This is a genomic window from Peribacillus sp. NJ4 (assembly GCF_030348345.1).
GTDB lineage: Bacteria > Bacillota > Bacilli > Bacillales > DSM-1321 > Peribacillus.
Genome location: NZ_JAUCFQ010000001.1, coordinates 234,648 through 250,100, shown reverse-complemented (window position 1 = coordinate 250,100; position 15,453 = coordinate 234,648). Strand labels below are relative to the sequence as shown.

General features: G+C 42.0%; 18 protein-coding genes and 1 pseudogene. 7 read left to right on the top strand and 12 right to left on the bottom strand.

Translation table 11 applies throughout. The features are described from left to right. The first annotated feature begins 64 nt into the window (after positions 1-64). The gene (locus tag QUF94_RS01260; RefSeq protein ID WP_289314269.1) at positions 65-1,498 is read left to right on the top strand and encodes a phospholipase D family protein; all 1,434 of its coding nucleotides are present in this window, start codon (positions 65-67) and stop codon (positions 1,496-1,498) included. A 136-nt stretch (positions 1,499-1,634) separates the two neighbouring features. Further along, entirely contained in the window at positions 1,635-1,955 is a 321-nt protein-coding gene (locus tag QUF94_RS01255; RefSeq protein ID WP_289314268.1) for a YflT domain-containing protein, read from the top strand. A gap of 100 nt (positions 1,956-2,055) precedes the next feature. Here QUF94_RS01255 and QUF94_RS01250 read toward each other — a convergent pair whose 3' ends face one another. Genes QUF94_RS01250 through mobA form a run of 4 tightly spaced genes read right to left on the bottom strand, consistent with a single transcriptional unit; the run spans position 2,056 to position 4,425 of the window. After that, positions 2,056-3,075, bottom strand: a complete 1,020-nt coding sequence (locus QUF94_RS01250) for a MoeB/ThiF family adenylyltransferase (RefSeq protein WP_289314267.1) — start codon at positions 3,073-3,075, stop codon at positions 2,056-2,058. Positions 3,076-3,109: 34 nt separating this feature from the next. Beyond that, positions 3,110-3,343 (bottom strand): molybdopterin converting factor subunit 1, encoded by a 234-nt coding sequence (gene moaD / locus QUF94_RS01245; protein ID WP_289314266.1) that lies wholly within the window; start codon positions 3,341-3,343, stop codon positions 3,110-3,112. Next, positions 3,336-3,800: a molybdenum cofactor biosynthesis protein MoaE gene (locus tag QUF94_RS01240; RefSeq protein ID WP_289314265.1), complete on the bottom strand. Its 465-nt coding sequence runs from the start codon at positions 3,798-3,800 to the stop codon at positions 3,336-3,338. The genes moaD and QUF94_RS01240 overlap by 8 nt, the downstream gene beginning before the upstream one ends. Continuing rightward, entirely contained in the window at positions 3,790-4,425 is a 636-nt protein-coding gene (gene mobA / locus QUF94_RS01235; RefSeq protein WP_289314264.1) for a molybdenum cofactor guanylyltransferase, read from the bottom strand. Before mobA ends, QUF94_RS01240 begins: the two co-directional genes overlap by 11 nt. 380 nt (positions 4,426-4,805) lie before the next feature. Here mobA and pdxK point away from each other — a divergent pair, with 380 nt between their 5' ends. From pdxK to bshB2, 3 genes are all read left to right on the top strand, one after another. Next, positions 4,806-5,630, top strand: a complete 825-nt coding sequence (gene pdxK / locus QUF94_RS01230; RefSeq protein WP_289314263.1) for a pyridoxine/pyridoxal/pyridoxamine kinase — start codon at positions 4,806-4,808, stop codon at positions 5,628-5,630. 125 nt (positions 5,631-5,755) lie between these two features. Beyond that, positions 5,756-6,103 carry a YojF family protein gene (locus tag QUF94_RS01225; protein ID WP_289314262.1) on the top strand — a complete coding sequence of 116 codons (348 nt, stop codon included), beginning with the start codon at positions 5,756-5,758 and terminating at the stop codon, positions 6,101-6,103. Positions 6,104-6,200: 97 nt separating this feature from the next. After that, positions 6,201-6,866: a bacillithiol biosynthesis deacetylase BshB2 gene (bshB2, locus tag QUF94_RS01220; RefSeq protein ID WP_289314261.1), complete on the top strand. Its 666-nt coding sequence runs from the start codon at positions 6,201-6,203 to the stop codon at positions 6,864-6,866. Between the two features lie 148 nt (positions 6,867-7,014). On the opposite strand, the gene QUF94_RS01215 is transcribed toward bshB2, so the two are convergent. Continuing rightward, a complete protein-coding gene (locus QUF94_RS01215; RefSeq protein WP_289314260.1) occupies positions 7,015-8,220 on the bottom strand; it encodes an MFS transporter in 1,206 nt (401 codons plus the stop codon). Between the two features lie 18 nt (positions 8,221-8,238). Then, positions 8,239-8,658, bottom strand: coding sequence for a MarR family winged helix-turn-helix transcriptional regulator (locus QUF94_RS01210; RefSeq protein ID WP_289314259.1), 420 nt, complete (start codon positions 8,656-8,658; stop codon positions 8,239-8,241). Positions 8,659-8,827: 169 nt separating this feature from the next. Here QUF94_RS01210 and QUF94_RS01205 point away from each other — a divergent pair, with 169 nt between their 5' ends. Both QUF94_RS01205 and QUF94_RS01200 read left to right on the top strand, forming a co-directional pair. Further along, a complete protein-coding gene (locus QUF94_RS01205; RefSeq protein ID WP_289314258.1) occupies positions 8,828-9,055 on the top strand; it encodes a hypothetical protein in 228 nt (75 codons plus the stop codon). Further along, positions 8,970-9,236, top strand: coding sequence for a hypothetical protein (locus QUF94_RS01200; protein ID WP_289314257.1), 267 nt, complete (start codon positions 8,970-8,972; stop codon positions 9,234-9,236). The genes QUF94_RS01205 and QUF94_RS01200 overlap by 86 nt, the downstream gene beginning before the upstream one ends. A 143-nt stretch (positions 9,237-9,379) precedes the next feature. Here the strand turns inward: QUF94_RS01200 and QUF94_RS01195 are convergent, their stop codons facing one another. The 6 genes and pseudogenes from QUF94_RS01195 to QUF94_RS01170 all read right to left on the bottom strand — a co-directional run. Then, the gene (locus QUF94_RS01195) at positions 9,380-10,447 is read right to left on the bottom strand and encodes a PQQ-dependent sugar dehydrogenase (RefSeq protein WP_483313626.1); all 1,068 of its coding nucleotides are present in this window, start codon (positions 10,445-10,447) and stop codon (positions 9,380-9,382) included. A gap of 54 nt (positions 10,448-10,501) precedes the next feature. Beyond that, entirely contained in the window at positions 10,502-11,368 is an 867-nt protein-coding gene (locus QUF94_RS01190; protein WP_289314256.1) for a Cof-type HAD-IIB family hydrolase, read from the bottom strand. A 155-nt stretch (positions 11,369-11,523) separates the two neighbouring features. After that, entirely contained in the window at positions 11,524-12,642 is a 1,119-nt protein-coding gene (locus tag QUF94_RS01185; protein ID WP_289314255.1) for a PRK06851 family protein, read from the bottom strand. Positions 12,643-12,731: 89 nt separating this feature from the next. Beyond that, positions 12,732-13,208: a Cys-tRNA(Pro) deacylase gene (gene ybaK / locus QUF94_RS01180; protein ID WP_289318252.1), complete on the bottom strand. Its 477-nt coding sequence runs from the start codon at positions 13,206-13,208 to the stop codon at positions 12,732-12,734. A gap of 97 nt (positions 13,209-13,305) precedes the next feature. Next, a complete protein-coding gene (gntK, locus tag QUF94_RS01175; RefSeq protein ID WP_289318251.1) occupies positions 13,306-14,850 on the bottom strand; it encodes a gluconokinase in 1,545 nt (514 codons plus the stop codon). Between the two features lie 22 nt (positions 14,851-14,872). Then, positions 14,873-15,412, bottom strand: a pseudogene (locus QUF94_RS01170) (GntT/GntP/DsdX family permease); the annotation flags it as partial. Positions 15,413-15,453: the final 41 nt, after the last annotated feature.

The window sequence follows — 15,453 nt, the reverse complement described above, 5'->3', positions numbered from 1 at the left end:
TATATACCCCTATGTGGGAAAATAGATAGTTAGCAAGCAATTTATCCATGTTGGAGGATTCCCTATGAAAAAATGGTATAAAAGAAAACGATTTTATCTGCTTGTCTGCATTTTGATCGTCATTACGGCCGTAATCGTCTATAACAGCTACAAGCCTCTCCCTGATGGCACTTCTTATGAAGGGAAGGTTCATCATGTCGAGGATATTGATTTTATCTATGACCTTTCCTATCACGATGAACAAGGGAATCTGCAACATGAGCAGCAAATTTTCCAAACCATAAATCAAGCCATAGAAGACGCTGATTCTTTTATCGTAATCGATATGTTTTTGTTTAATGCTTTTTATGATGAAAAGATAAACTTCCCGAAGTTAACCGAGAATCTGAAGGATAAACTGGTTGAACAGAAGAAAAAGAAACCTGACCTCCAGGTTATCTTCATTACTGATGAAGTGAATACTTCCTATAATTCCTACCAGTTAGAGGCATTGGAAACGATGAAGAAAAATGGCATTGATGTCATCGTTACCAACTTAGACCGGCTTCGGGATCCGAATCCTCTCTATTCAGGTGTGTATCGGACCTTTTTCCAATGGTTCGGTGAAAGCGGGAAAGGATGGATTGTGAATCCAATGGCTAAAAGCGCACCAAAGGTCACCTTTCGTTCTTATCTTAGACTGATGAATATTAAGGCCAATCATAGAAAAGTGGTCGCTACCGAAAAAACGGCCATCATCTCTTCTGCCAATCCTCATGACGCAAGTGGATTCCATTCCAATATTGCGTTTCAGATGGATGGGAATATCATCGGCGACTTTGTTAAAGCCGAAGAAGCAGCTTCGAAATTCTCGGGAGGTCCAAAGTCATTTCCTGAGTTCAAAGGGGCATCAGCAGATAAAGGACCGATATCGGTACAATTGCTAACGGAAGGAAAAATCAATAAACATGTCCTTAAAGTAATAAAGGATGCAGAAAAAGGCGACAAGATCCATCTTGCCATGTTCTACATTGCCGATCGTGATGTTGTCGAAGCATTAACCGATGCGGCTAAACGTGGTGTAAAGATCCAAATGATATTGGATCCGAATCAAAATGCTTTCGGAAGTGAGAAAATCGGGCTTCCTAATCTTCCAGTTGCCGCTGAATTCGAAAAACTTGGGGATGAAAATATCTCGATCCGCTGGTACAAAACAGATAAAGAACAGTTCCATACAAAGTTGATGATGATCCAAAAGGCTAATGAAACGATTATTCTTGGAGGATCGGCTAATTATACATCACGTAATCTAGATGACTATAACCTTGAAGCCAATGTTGAAATCCATGCTCCAAATGATGCGGACGTTTCTAATGATGTCGATAGCTATTTTCAAAGACTATGGACAAATCAAAATGGAACATACACCGTTGATTACAGTGAATATCAGAAGAAACTGCCTGTCTTCAAATACTTGACCTACCGCATACAGAAGGTGTTCCGCTTCACCACTTACTGAATAAATTCGGTATACATGTTTATCAGTAACCAAATAAGGTTATATACTACTATAGCCAATTAAGAACTGTAATAAGCAAGATTCCATTTACCTATATCGAAGAGAATCTAACACTGAAATTCAAGGAGGAGTTTATATGTATCAAGTACATGTAGTAGAAAACGGTTTACAAGCAAAGGAAAAAATCGATGAACTAGTCACATCAGGTTATACGAAGGACGATGTATATTTGTTTGCCCATGATAAAACCCGTTCAAAACACCTTACCGAGAATACAAATACAGAAGATGTAGGCATGAAGGAACAAGGTCTCCTTGATTCCGTTGGAAATCTATTTAAATCACGCGGAGATGAACTTCGTAATCGAATGAGCAACCTTGGCCTTAGTGATATGGAGGCAGAACGTTACGAGGAAGTGCTTGACGAAGGAAAAGTCGTCATCGTTGCTTCCAAATAAGAAAAAAGCGGGGTTACACACTAATACCCGATAACCATTACCCTATATGGATTCATAAAAAACGAGGCTCCTTAACCGGCAGCCTCGTTTTTTATATTCATTAACCCAGAATTCTTTGGTACGTGGCCTTTGCATGGACCATGTCCTTCGTGCCGTGAATCAACGCCCGGCCATCCTTGAAAATGACAATACGTTCCCCGGCTTTTTCACAAGAGAGTAGAAATGGATTGAATTTTACCAAATAGCCGCTGCCATTCAGTTCCTTGGCTAATTTATCGAGTTGCAGTTTCAAAGGTTTTGGCGGTCTTACCTGTACAGTATCCCTTCCGCAAAGAACCGCAGTTTTCGTTGCGTTTTCCATAGTTAAAAAGGGATATGTCCTCTGATCTCCGCAAGAGAGACAATCTTTCTTTTTAGCTTTTGTTAATCGAACGGTTTGGTATTGATTCCTCCACAGATCAAAAGTAACAAGTGCAGGTCGAACCGATTGCCAGTCTTCAACAAGGATTTTCAAAGCTTCGGCAGTTTGGTGTGCCACTACCATCGTTACAGCTGGCGATATGATTCCTCCTGTGTCACAGGTCATTCCTTGAATGGGGATAGATTTAAGTAAACAGTGCAAACATGGCGTCTGTCCGGGAAGAATGGTCAAAGTCATGCCCACACTCCCCACACATGCCCCATAAATCCAAGGTATTTGAAGCTTTTGTGACAAATCATTTATAATCATCCGTGTCTCAAAATTATCGGTCGCATCCAATATCAAATCAACATCACCAAGCAGCTGTTCAAGGTTCTGGGCGGTTGCATCCATGATGATGGCATTCACTTCAACTTCATGATTGATTTCAAATAAATGACGCTTTGCCGCTTCTGCTTTTGGCAGATTCTCCTCGACATCCCGTTCTGTATACATTTGTTGGCGCTGTAAATTACTAGTCTCCACATAATCCCTGTCGACAATCGTAAGCTTCCCTACTCCCGCACGAGTAAGGGCCTCGGCGTTAGCAGATCCCAAAGCCCCTGCCCCTAGAAGTAAGACATGCTTCTTCAAAATTTTCAATTGGCCGCCTTCACCAATGGGGGCGAATAAAGTCTGTCTTGAATAACGCTCTTTCACTGTAAACCCTCCCCTCCAATTCGATCCGATTCTCTCAGCCTCCGCTGACAGGTGGAATGAAAGCTACTGTATCTCCATCAGATAGAACTGTGTCATCGTCGGCAAATTCTTCATTGACCGCTGTCATCACGGATTCAAGACCTTCCAATTGAAATTCCACCCTCATCTTTCCTTTTAGCTGGGCCACACTCATTCCATTTCCTTCTATAGAAAGAGTCTCTTTGCCTAACGCATCTTTCAATTGGGCAAATAAAAGTACATTAATCATTGATATCCACCTCTTCCGGTTTTCCTTTTGGATATGAAACGGTTTCCAACTGGTTTCCAACCCATGTCTCCCCATCCTCCCAATGTTCTTTTTTCCAAATCGGGACGATTTCTTTAATTCTTTCAATTGCATACCTGTTTGCCTCATATGCATCATTTCGATGTGGCGTACTAACGGCAATTACGACTGCGATATCCGTGATTTCAAGTTTACCTACACGATGGGTGATCGCCGTTTCTGCATCAGGCCAACGCTCCTTGATCTCAGATCCGATTTGCTCTAATTTCTTGATGGCCATCGGTTCATATGCTTCGTAAATTAAGAAGAGGGTCTTTTTTCCTTTCGTCATTTCCCTCACTGTACCAATAAAGGTCGTGACGGCACCTGCATTCCTCTCTACTACTTTATCAATCACTTCCTGGATGACAATCGGCTCTTTTGAAATTTTATAATTCATGTCTACCATCCTTTATATATAATTCGGTTTGGCTAATATAACCTGCCTCTTGATAATCTTCCCTCGTATTCATATTGAAAAAAAGGTATTGAAAATGTTCAGGATTTTCATGATATATCTTAAAGTCGCTTTCCTTCATGATTTTCACCGAAATCTTTTCCAAAAATAGACTCATTTTTAATTCGTTTTTCAATAAACATTCTGTCAGTACAGTAAGACATCTTTTATGATAAACAGCAAAAAGCGGCTGAATCCTGCCATTTATCTCAGGAATGACAGCATCGAATTCAGGTTCATAATAGGATATGATATCATTTATGGCAGCTGCACTCACAAACGGCATATCACAGGCTGTAAGGAATTGGAGCTCCGTTTTCGAGGAGGCCATCCCTGCATGCAATCCCCCAAGTGGTCCTTGATCTTTATGTAAATCCGGTATTAACGGAAGTTGCAGAAAACGATAATCTTCAAATGTATTCGTAATGACCAGAATGTTTTCTGATACCTTTTTCAATACGGATGCCACTCTTGAAATGTTCACAACGCCACCTATGGTCAACAGGGCCTTATTCACTCCCATACGGCTTGATTTCCCACCAGCTAACAGCAACATTGTCCACTCCATACGAATCACCCTCCCTTTTTGGGGTTTAATCTAGCATCCAACGGTAAAGCTATAATAAATAAGTCCACTATATTTAAATATTTTAAATCAATTTTCAAAATAATGACACTTTCACAAACTTTGCTTAGTATATCAAAAGATGGAAAATAAGATTCAAAGCTTAAAAGCAGGCGGCCCATCTATCCAATTTCCTGAAATCCATGTATTATTTCAATTTTAAAAATGGCTTATGCGAGGCCATTCCATCTCCTTCTTATAGGCACTCATTTTAGGGTGAAAACTAAGTTTTACATAAAAGAAATTTTGGTATATTCTAAAAATAGCATATTATCTGGTATGCTGATAATATCGAAATCCAATTCTCCTGAGGAGGTCACATAATGACTATGAAAAGAGCTATGACAGTTGCCGGATCGGATTCGAGCGGCGGCGCGGGTCTTCAAGCAGATTTAAAGACATTTCAAGAATTCGGCGTTTACGGTATGTCCGCCTTAACGACAATCGTTACGATGGATCCCAAGAACGGCTGGTCACATAATGTATTCCCTACACCGGTCGAGGTTTTGGAAGCCCAAATCGAAACGATTCTATCAATCGGCATTGATGCCATGAAAACAGGAATGCTTGGATCAGTGGAGATCATTGAACTTGTTGCCCGTAAAATAGACGAGTTGAAACTGGACAAAGTCGTAATCGATCCAGTTATGGTATGTAAGGGTGAAGATGAAGTATTGCACCCTGAAACGGCTGTAGCCCTGCGTGAACTACTTGTTCCACGTGCAACTGTAGTTACGCCTAACCTGTTCGAGGCTGCTCAGTTAGCAGGAACAGCGCCTATCAAAACGATCGATGATATGAAGGGTGCAGCCGAAAAGATTCATGCACTTGGTGCAAAATATGTCTTGATCAAAGGCGGTAATAAACTGGATTATGACAAAGCCATCGACCTTTTATATGATGGAAAAGAATTTGAGATCCTTGAATCCGAGAAAATCGAAACAACCAATACACACGGTGCCGGCTGTTCATCGTCAGCAGCCATTGCAGCTCAATTGGCTGAAGGGAAAAGTCCGCGTGAGGCTGTCCTCATTTCAAAAGACTTCATTACCGAGGCGGTTCGCCATTCTTGGAAGATGAATGACTATGTTGGACCTGTCAATCATGGTGCATACCATAAATATGGAAATGCTGAAAACACAAAATAATAGACCAAAGTTTAATGGCTGCTCAAATTCATCGAGCGGCCTTTTTCGCTTTTTTTGTTTTTATTTAGTAAAATGGAAAGAAGGAAAAGCTTATCTAGCCGCCCAGTTAAGGAGGAAATTATAGAATGAAACCTATAGACCGTACAGAGGTGCAAAATGCTATTGATTCTTTCGCCCGACAAGATGTATATCTTCACCTTGAAACGACAAATGGCGCCTATGCCACTCATGTAGATGAAGCTTTCTTTTCGGCAGGTGCTTATATTCGTAATGCTTTTATCCAGTATGAACATGGGAAGATAGTTGGGGATGGACCCTACCGCATCGGCTTGAAGCTCAATATTGGCTGGGTATATGCTGAAGGCGTCAACCACTTCGAAATGGATGAACAAGGGAGATTGCTGTTGGCAGGCCTTGATTTTTCCGGAAAACTTGCTGTCTCCATGCAGCTCAGCCCTACTCCCTTTGAATAATCACGACTAGCTTGATATGTATAATATAATTCCGATGAAAACTCCCATTCACCGATAACCATACTTACTGTAAGTAGAACGGAAGGAGAAATATACCTTGGAAAAAGAACGTCATGTATTAGTTATATTCCCACATCCCGATGATGAAGCCTTTTCGGTCTCCGGAACGCTGGCACTCCATAGAGAAGCTGGCACTCCTGTCACCTATTTATGTTTAACTTTAGGAGAAATGGGACGTAATTTAGGCAATCCTCCATTTGCAACAAGGGAATCGCTCCCTAAAATTCGCAAAAAAGAATTAATCGATGCAGCAAATGCGATGGGCATCCAAGATTTGCGCATGCTTGGATTGCGTGATAAGACAATTGAATTCGAAGATGATGAAAAGCTGACTTCATTATTTACCGAAGCCATCAATGAATTGAATCCTTCATTGATCATAACGTTTTATCCAGGATACAGTGTCCATCCAGACCATGAAGCGACAGCACGGGCTGTGGTTCGGGCCGTGGAAAGAATGGAAGAGAAAGAGAGACCTAAACTTCATTGTGTCGCGTTCTCCAATAACTGCATCGATGAGTTAGGGCAGCCTGACATCATCCATGATATCTCTGCCGTCGAAGAAAAAAAGGTAGCTACATTCACTGCCCACCGTTCGCAAACGCAGGCAATGGTGATCGATTGGAAAGAGAAATTCGAAAATCAGGATGCTGATTTTCTCGACTGGATCCGCAAAGAACGATTATGGACCTATAAATTTTAAAGAAACCGCCAATTAGGCGGTTTTTTTGTTTATGGCATAAAAAAAACGCCTGTGGATTACAGGCGGAGAAAAGGGGGATACTTTGGAAAATCAATCATAATATAAGCATCCCCATTTTTGATTATTTCATACATGCATATTCAAAAAATTAAGCAGACAAGCGTTCTTCCCGCTGCATTTTCATTCTTGCCGCGGCTTTTCTACCATGTGCGAAAAAGTAAATCCCTATAAGAGCGAATGCCAAGACCGACATTCCTATGAACAACCCTTTGAAGCCGGTAAATGGAATAAGGAATCCCAAAAGGAATGGGCCAACACCGATTCCAAAATCGTACATTGTATAAAACGTGGATGTGGCTAATCCCATCCGATTTGATGGTGCTTCCTTAATGGAAATCGCTTGACAGCTTGATTGGAACGTACCATATCCCACTCCGATAAAGGCACCGGCAATCAGAAGCGTAATACCATGATGGGATTGGCTGAGAATGACCATACCCACGGCAAATAGTAAGAGCGAAGGATAAATGACTGCATTCTCCCCCTTCACATCAAACATTCTTCCTGTAAACGGACGGGACGCCAAAAGGAATACAGCAAATACAACAAAGAAAAAACTTGCCGCATCCATTAAGTCCATTTCCTTTGCAAAAGATGTTAAATACGACAAAATGCTCGAATAGGTAAATCCGGCAAATCCGATAAAAATGGAAATGGGCAGAGCTTTTTTTTCAAAGTAATCACTAATTTTAAATCCTTTTTGTTGTGAAGCTCTGCCTTTTTCTCCTTCAGGAACATTCATGAATAACGATGCCACTAAAGAAAACGCGGCAAATAAAGAGGCAGCATAGAAAATGATGGAATAACTAAAATGCTGTGTGATCAGCAATCCAATAAACGGACCGAACGCCATTGCCAAATTGGTACTCATGGCAAAGTAACCTGTCCCTTCCCCGCGTCTCTCATTCGGAATGATATCTGCAGCAATCGTTCCAGTTGCCGTAGTGGCAAGGCCAAAAGCAAAACCGTGAATAAGCCGATCGATCAATAAGAGGGATAAACTATTAACCAGGAAATAGCCAATGGATGCGATCAGGAATAGAATCAAGGATCCAAGCAACATTTTTCTGCAGCCGATCTTGTCAATTTTTTTCCCTGCAATCGGTCTGACAAGCACAGCCCCGAGGACAAAAATACTTGAGGCAAGTCCCGCTTGTGCTTGCGACGCATGAAAGTTATCAATCGTGTAAATGGTCAATGTCACCATCAAGACATAAAAAGTTAAAAATAGAAAAAAGTTCGCAGACGAGACAATCAGAAAGTCTTTCGTCCACAGTTTCGGTTTGTGATTCATTTCAATCCTTCTTCCTTACTATTGTTTTAATTTTTCCTTCAGGAAAATCAACGTTCGTAACGTTGCCTCTCGATCCTCTTCAGCCAAACCGCTCATTAATTGAAGTTCAAATTCTTCAACTACCTTTTTGGCCTCTTGATAAGTCCTTACACCTGACTCCGTTAACTGTATTCTCCGCTCCCGCTTATCTTTACCTGGGATTTGTTCAATCAAACCAAGTTCCTCCAACCGGTTTACCGTCCTCGTTACCGTCGGTTTCTCCACATCTAGATAAGTGCTTATTTCAACAAGCGTAGAACAGCCAAACTCATTCAGATAATATACAATCGACCATTGGGAATGAAAAAGATCAACCTTGGCCAATTGTTCATTTAATTTTTTAGTAAACGACCTTGAAAATTGTAAGTTATGATGAAAAAAACCATTATTAAAGGACAAAGGGATTCCTCCTGCAAATTAGTTACCTAGGTAACTATACACCTATTCATTAGAAATGTCCAGCCTTCGGATGAACGAAAATAATTGTATTCACACTGTTTGACACAACAAAAAGATACCCTTTGCAGGAGTTAATGCACATTATTTCGTGCTACTCGTGTGTTTGGTAGTGAATTTGGAGCTTTTACTCGTGAATTTGGGCTTTACTCGTGAGTTTCGCGCTTTTACTCGTAAGTTTCACGCTTTTACTCGTAAGTTTCGCGCTTTACTTGTGAATTTGGAGCTTTTACTCGTGAATTTGGGCTTTACTCGTGAGTTTCACGCTTTTACTCGTAAGTTTGGAGCTTTTACTCGTGAATTTCGCGCTTTTACTCGTGCATTTGGGCTTTACTCGTGAATTTCGCGCTTTTACTCGTGAGTTTCACGCTTTTACTCGTAAGTTTCGCGCTTTACTCGTAAGTTTCGCGCTTTTACTCGTGAGTTTCACGCTTTTACTCGTGAGTTTGGGTAAAATGGGGGCCATGCTCTTTGTGGTCGATGCTTCGAGGCCATACAAAAAAATGAAACCCCGCTATTAAAAGCGAGGCTTCCGGAGAGATTGAAGAATCATCTATAATATGAAATATAATGCAATGGATTTTGAACAACCCCATTTGATCGGTGTTATCATTGAATCACAAACACCTCTTTTCCGACTTGCAGCTCCTTCGCATTGATAACCTCAGGGCAAATTTCCTTTTAACCGAGAAAGTGGCAAACGATATAGCTTATCGTCTTTTTCATCAGGATTTCCTCGGCCATCCGTATTGTTGCTTATGAAATAAAGGGATTCTCCATCTATGAAAACATCACGTATCCTTCCTGAGCCCGTAATGATATTAGTCAGTTTTCCGCTCTGTACATCATAACTCTTAAGCGCTTCGCCCCTTAATGCTGCAAAATAAAGCTTTCCGTCAGAATAGGACATTCCAGAAGGAGCCCATGTATTTTCACCGGAATGAATCAATGGATTTACCATACCAGGTTTTTGCTCATCGCCTTCTATTTCTGGCCAGCCGTAGTTTTTACCTGGATCGATCTTATTTAATTCATCGTGAGCCGAATCGCCGTGCTCACTTTCATACAATTGTCCGGCTTCATCCCACGCCAGACCTTGTGGATTGCGGTGACCGTATGAATAGACGTATGAATTCCCGAAAGGATTATCTTTCGGAATGGTGCCATCCGGATTCATGCGCAAAATCTTCCCGCCTAAAGAATCTATGTCCTGTGCGATCTCCGGCTTTCTTGCATCACCTGTTGTTGCATATAGCTTATCGTCCGGTCCCATCTTGATTCGGCCACCATGGTGGAAATCCCCGCTTGGTATGCCATCGATCAAGGTCTCCATCTCCTGCCATTTATCATCATCTTTTTGTAAAATGACGATTCGATTGATGGATTCCCTGCCTTCTTCATACGTATAATAGGCGAAAGCTTGCCTGCTCTTAGCGAAATCGGGAGTTAACGAAAATCCAAGTAACCCAGCTTCCGCTTTTGTAGACAATGTCTTTTTAAGGTTGACCTTTTGCCGTATCATCTTACCCTTGTCCCATTCTACGATGGTTCCTGTCCGCTCTGAGACATACATTGTGTCCCCTTCCTTCTGAATCGACCATGGGATATGCAGGTTCGTTACTAGCACATCCGGATCTTCTCCTAAAGTGCCCGTCACTTCTTTATCAGGATTCGGCTGGGTTTTGCTGTCCTCTTCATTCATGTTACAACCAGTTAAAGTCATTGTTGCCATAAGGAAAAATAAGAGCCATCTTTTCAAAACTTTTTCCCCTTCCGATTCAGGAGTTTAATAGGCTGACTGTTTAAGTACCTTTAAAATGGCCTCCGCTACACCGGACTCATCATTCTTGCCTGTTACTTCATCACAAAGTTTTTGAATATCGAGCGGGGCATTTCCCATTGCGACAGACAAACCTACCCGTTCAAACATGGATACATCATTATAATTATCCCCAATGGCCATTGTTTCCTGCATCGAACCGGATTTTTCATTCACATATGTTTCAAGTGCCGTACCTTTTTGAGCTGTCCCACTCATGATTTCCACATTTTCACGTCCTGATGAAGTGACTGTAACTCCCTGTCCTTTCAATTTCGTTGCAATTTGATTCAATAAACTTAAATCTTTTGAGAAGCTGAGAATTTTATAATATTCCACATTCGAATGGCTGAATAACTCGGAATAATCGGAAATGGAAGTTACCTGTCCAAGCTGTAAACGCTCCTCCGCATATTTCCGCATATTCTCAGGGTCAATGTCCGGGTTGGCTGTAACGAATACATCAACCAAAGCGGATATTGCGTTTTCATAGTCTTTAGAATAAATCCCCTGACTCGTATATATTTCGAAATAAATCCCTTGTTCTTCGAGGAATCCAGCGACCATTTTAGCAGTGGCAGCTGACATTGGATTGGAAGCAGCAACCTTTCCATCCTCCGTGAAGAGGGCAGCACCATTTACACAGATTACAGGGCAAACGATTCCTGCTTCATCTAAAGCGAACCTTGCTTCCACATAAGATCTTCCAGTAGCAATGATCACTTCCACTCCCTCACTTTGCGCCCTCTGGATTGCATGTTTATTTTCCTCACTGACCTTTTGCATTTTATTTAACAATGTTCCGTCCATATCAATCGCAATCGTCTTTATCAATTCAACCGGCTCCTTCTTTTCAATATAATCCCTATTTTAACCGAATGGGCGTGGATAAACACGTTTAACAAACCCGTATCGATTCTTGGTGTGACTTAATCCAATTATGTATATAAATAAACTGCACCTAATTAAGATAGGTGCAGTTTGTTTTTTTAATGCAGGATCGTTTGGCTATCTACTTCCTGTGCCCGTTCAATAATCTGTTCGTGGATGTCTCTTTGAATGTCATCGATGGCTGTAAAGTCCATCGCTTTTACATAAATCTTTTCAAGTTCGTCATGCAACTCTTTTGCTTTAGCCAGACTGGCTGTCGCTTCATTCATTTTCGTCCGGTACCTGGAGGAAACATCCTTTAACTGATCAGCATAAATTTCGTCCGTTCCTGGCAGGATGGCCGTTTTATATATATCAATGATTTCATCACCTTCACAACTCGGGAAATATTCATGAGGGGATGTGCTGTCAAAAATGGCGATCCCTACCTCCCGGACAATTACCATGTCCAAGCTATGCGGATCGAAACCGCAATGATATACTTCCACATCAAAGCCTCTTTGCTCCGCAGCCTTTGCAATCTTCTTCAGCATCGTTGATTTCCCTGACCCTGGGCGTCCCTTTAAAAAGTACCGTTTTTGTATTCCCTCAGTAATATTGGGGATGAAATCAACTGCACCCTTTGGTGTAGCGGCACCTAAGAATCGGTGACGAACATCCGACTTCTTATTGAGGACGATATCTCTGTAAAAGCCTTCTATCAATTTATTGGTCAACCCGTTCAATTTAGCGAAATCAATATTTGCCTTATAAATATCTTCCCATTCATCATGTATCTTCAATGCTTCAGCGAATAGGGCATATGCCTTCTCGAAACTCTTGCTTCTCGCATTCGTCAATCTTATGATGGCGGCTCTTTCAGAAGCCAGCTGCTGGGAATTCCAGGCAGCTCCTAGATTGACATATTCCTCAATGGCCCCAGGTGCCTTCGGCTCAATCACATGCGGCGCGGTCCCATCCACGAGTCCGATTTTCAAAGCCGGTATAATCACTCCATCAATGGAATCATTATCGGACGAACAATGTAAATACTCGATGTCATAGTCTTTATCCAGCCATTCTTGGCCGATTTTTTTCATTATGGTCGATTTACCGGAGCCAGGTCCGCCTTTTAATATGAATAATCTTTCCAGGCCTGCTAAATTGGAATCATATAAACTATAAAAACCTTTAGCCGTATTGCCTCCAGCGAAATAATGCATCACTTTTCCTGTCACTTTTACACTCTCCCTCACAATACAGATGTGATCTTCAAGACAGCGTATGCAGAAAAGACCTAATAGGTGAATGCCTAAAGGTTAACAGTCTATTTTATTAGGCTTACAGATTCCGCTTGTGTGACCTCCAGGAATTCTGACGGTTTTAAAACGATCTGTGTACCGATCTTCCCTCCGCTTACGATGATTTCAGGCAGGTTTGCTGCACTTTCATCGATAAAGGTCGGGTATTGCTTTTTCATTCCGATCGGGGAACAGCCTCCCCGAATGTACCCTGTGTATTTTTGCAGGTCTTTAACTGCAAGCATCTCTATTTTTTTTGCCCCTGCCGCCTTCGCTGCTTTTTTCAAATCCAGTTCGGTGGCTACAGGAATGACGAATACATAAAGCTGCTGTGGTCCGTTATGGGTAACAAGCGTTTTAAAAACGGTTTCTGGCGCTTTTCCAATTTTATCCGCAACAGTGATCCCGTCGATTTTTCCATCGGTGGCATCATAACTCATCATGCCATACTCTATACGTTTGTTATCTAGAATTCGCATTGCATTCGTTTTACTTGCTCCCATATTATAAATCCCCTTATCTTTTTCTATCATCTTACCATTTTTAAACAAAGGCAAAAAGAAAAGCACAGTGCTCATGCATCTGTACTTTCCCTTATATTCATTCTAAATGACGTCTTTGGAAATCAGCGATCCTCTTATAGTCGTCTTCTAAATTCCTGCTCACGGATAAATAAATCGACATTAATTCTTCATACACTTTAACGTTCTCTTCGATTGGGACAAGTTCATTCGTTTCACCAATCATACCTTCAACCTCATCGAGGCTCTCGATTTCCCCTAAAGCGTACAACCCAAGAACGGCGGCACCTAAGCTCGAACTCTCAAAGCTTTCTGGAATTGTAACGTTCTGATTAAATATATCAGCCATGATTTGACGCCAGAGCTTCGAGCGGACAAACCCACCGCTTGCATGAATTTTCTCGGGAGCACCAGTCAGTTCCCTAACAGCAAGAAGGACACTGTATAAGTTATACATCACACCCTCCAGCACTGCCCGGACCATATGGTCACGAGTATGATGAAGAGCCAGTCCAAAGAAGGAACCCCTCGCATCGGCACTCCATAATGGCGCCCGTTCCCCTGCCATATACGGATGGAATATCAACCCATCCGATCCAGGTGCAATATTGGAAGCCATATCCGTCAGTATCTCATAGGAGTCCTGTCCAGAAGCCTTCGCTTTTTCGATTTCCACACGTCCTAATTGATCCCGTGCCCATCGGAAGGTGATTCCCCCATTGTTGACCGGTCCACCGATTACCCAATGATTCTCAGTAAGGGCATAGCAGAATGTCCTGCCTTTCGGGTCGGTAAGCGGTCGGTCACTAACGGTTCTTACTGCACCGCTCGTTCCGATTGTCACTGCCAGAACGCCTGGCTTGATGGCGTTTTGCCCTAAGTTCGCAAGCACTCCATCACTCGCGCCAATAACAAACGGGGTACCTGCCTGAATGTTCATTTTTGCAGCTAATTCCTCACTTAAACCTGAGAGGATATGCGTTGTGGGGACAAGCGTTGGCAGCTTGTCAGCCCCAATTCCAGCAATGGTGAGTGCCTCTTCATCCCAATTCAAGTCATTCAAGTTGAACATACCCGTTGCAGAAGCGAGCGAATAATCCATCACATACTCATTGAAAAATTTATAGATGATGTATTCTTTAATCCCTATAAATTTGTCCGTTTCGTTAAAAGTCCCGGGATGCTCACTTCTTAACCACATTACTTTCGTGATTGGGGACATTGGATGAATGGGCGTCCCCGTCCTGTGATACAATTGCATCCCCTGTTCCGAAGCCTTCAATTTCCCCGCATAGGCAGCACTTCGATTATCCGCCCATGTAATGCTATTCGTAAGCGGATTACCGTCTTTACCCATGGCGATCAAGCTATGCATCGCCGAACTGAACGATATGAAACCCAGTTCATCCTTCTTTATTCCGCTTGTAATCATAACCTCGCCTATTGCAATGATGACCGCTTTATAAATTTCTTCAGGATCTTGTTCCGCAACCGAAGGCGTTGGACTGTGAAGAGGGTATCCCTTCGAACAGGATTGGACAACCTCCCCCCTTTTTGAAAAAAGAACAACCTTCGTACTCGTCGTACCAATATCGATCCCCATCATATAACCTGAATGTCCCATACTTACATCATGCTCCTCTCTCTTAAACAATTGAATTCAATAGTAAGATTAGGATAAGTGAAACGATTGATACAATCGTTTCCATAACCGTCCAAGATTTTAGCGTTTGTGCGACTGTAAATTAAAGAACTCTTTGATCATCCAAAATCCGGCATCATTCACATGGGATAGAATGAATGAACCTGAACCGATTGCACGGACCGGCAATTCAATATTAACACCTGGTACAGAAGATGATCGGCAGCACAATACCTACCGCAGTTGTCATCGCGACAATTGCTGAACCTGTGGCCACACGAATCATAGCTGCAACGCAGCCAAACAGAATTAGTGAAATATCAAAGGATGTCGTTAAACTTGCAACGGCTTCACCCATTCCGCCCGTGATCAATACATTTTTAAATGCACCGCCCGCTCCGATAATCAAGATAATGGACGCAGGTGGAGCAAGGCAGGCTGCATGAATTGGTTTAGTGTTACTTTATTAATACCCCTAGCTTAACCTAATGTAAAGAATGAAACCACCACAGAGGACCATGAGGGCGATGATCGGTTCTCCAATGAGATATGTAGGAACCCAAAACAGGACCAGCTAAATTGTGC

Excerpts from the sequence above, each read along its gene's own strand:
- QUF94_RS01260 (WP_289314269.1), top strand. The coding sequence starts at position 65 with ATGAAAAAATGGTATAAAAGAAAACGATTTTATCTGCTTGTCTGCATT.
- QUF94_RS01255 (WP_289314268.1), top strand. The coding sequence starts at position 1,635 with ATGTATCAAGTACATGTAGTAGAAAACGGTTTACAAGCAAAGGAAAAA.
- moaD (WP_289314266.1), bottom strand. The coding sequence starts at position 3,343 with ATGATTAATGTACTTTTATTTGCCCAATTGAAAGATGCGTTAGGCAAA.
- QUF94_RS01240 (WP_289314265.1), bottom strand. The coding sequence starts at position 3,800 with ATGAATTATAAAATTTCAAAAGAGCCGATTGTCATCCAGGAAGTGATT.
- mobA (WP_289314264.1), bottom strand. The coding sequence starts at position 4,425 with ATGGAGTGGACAATGTTGCTGTTAGCTGGTGGGAAATCAAGCCGTATG.
- pdxK (WP_289314263.1), top strand. The coding sequence starts at position 4,806 with ATGACTATGAAAAGAGCTATGACAGTTGCCGGATCGGATTCGAGCGGC.
- QUF94_RS01225 (WP_289314262.1), top strand. The coding sequence starts at position 5,756 with ATGAAACCTATAGACCGTACAGAGGTGCAAAATGCTATTGATTCTTTC.
- QUF94_RS01215 (WP_289314260.1), bottom strand. The coding sequence starts at position 8,220 with ATGAATCACAAACCGAAACTGTGGACGAAAGACTTTCTGATTGTCTCG.
- QUF94_RS01195 (WP_483313626.1), bottom strand. The coding sequence starts at position 10,447 with ATGGCAACAATGACTTTAACTGGTTGTAACATGAATGAAGAGGACAGC.
- ybaK (WP_289318252.1), bottom strand. The coding sequence starts at position 13,208 with ATGGGAGCAAGTAAAACGAATGCAATGCGAATTCTAGATAACAAACGT.
- gntK (WP_289318251.1), bottom strand. The coding sequence starts at position 14,850 with ATGGGACATTCAGGTTATATGATGGGGATCGATATTGGTACGACGAGT.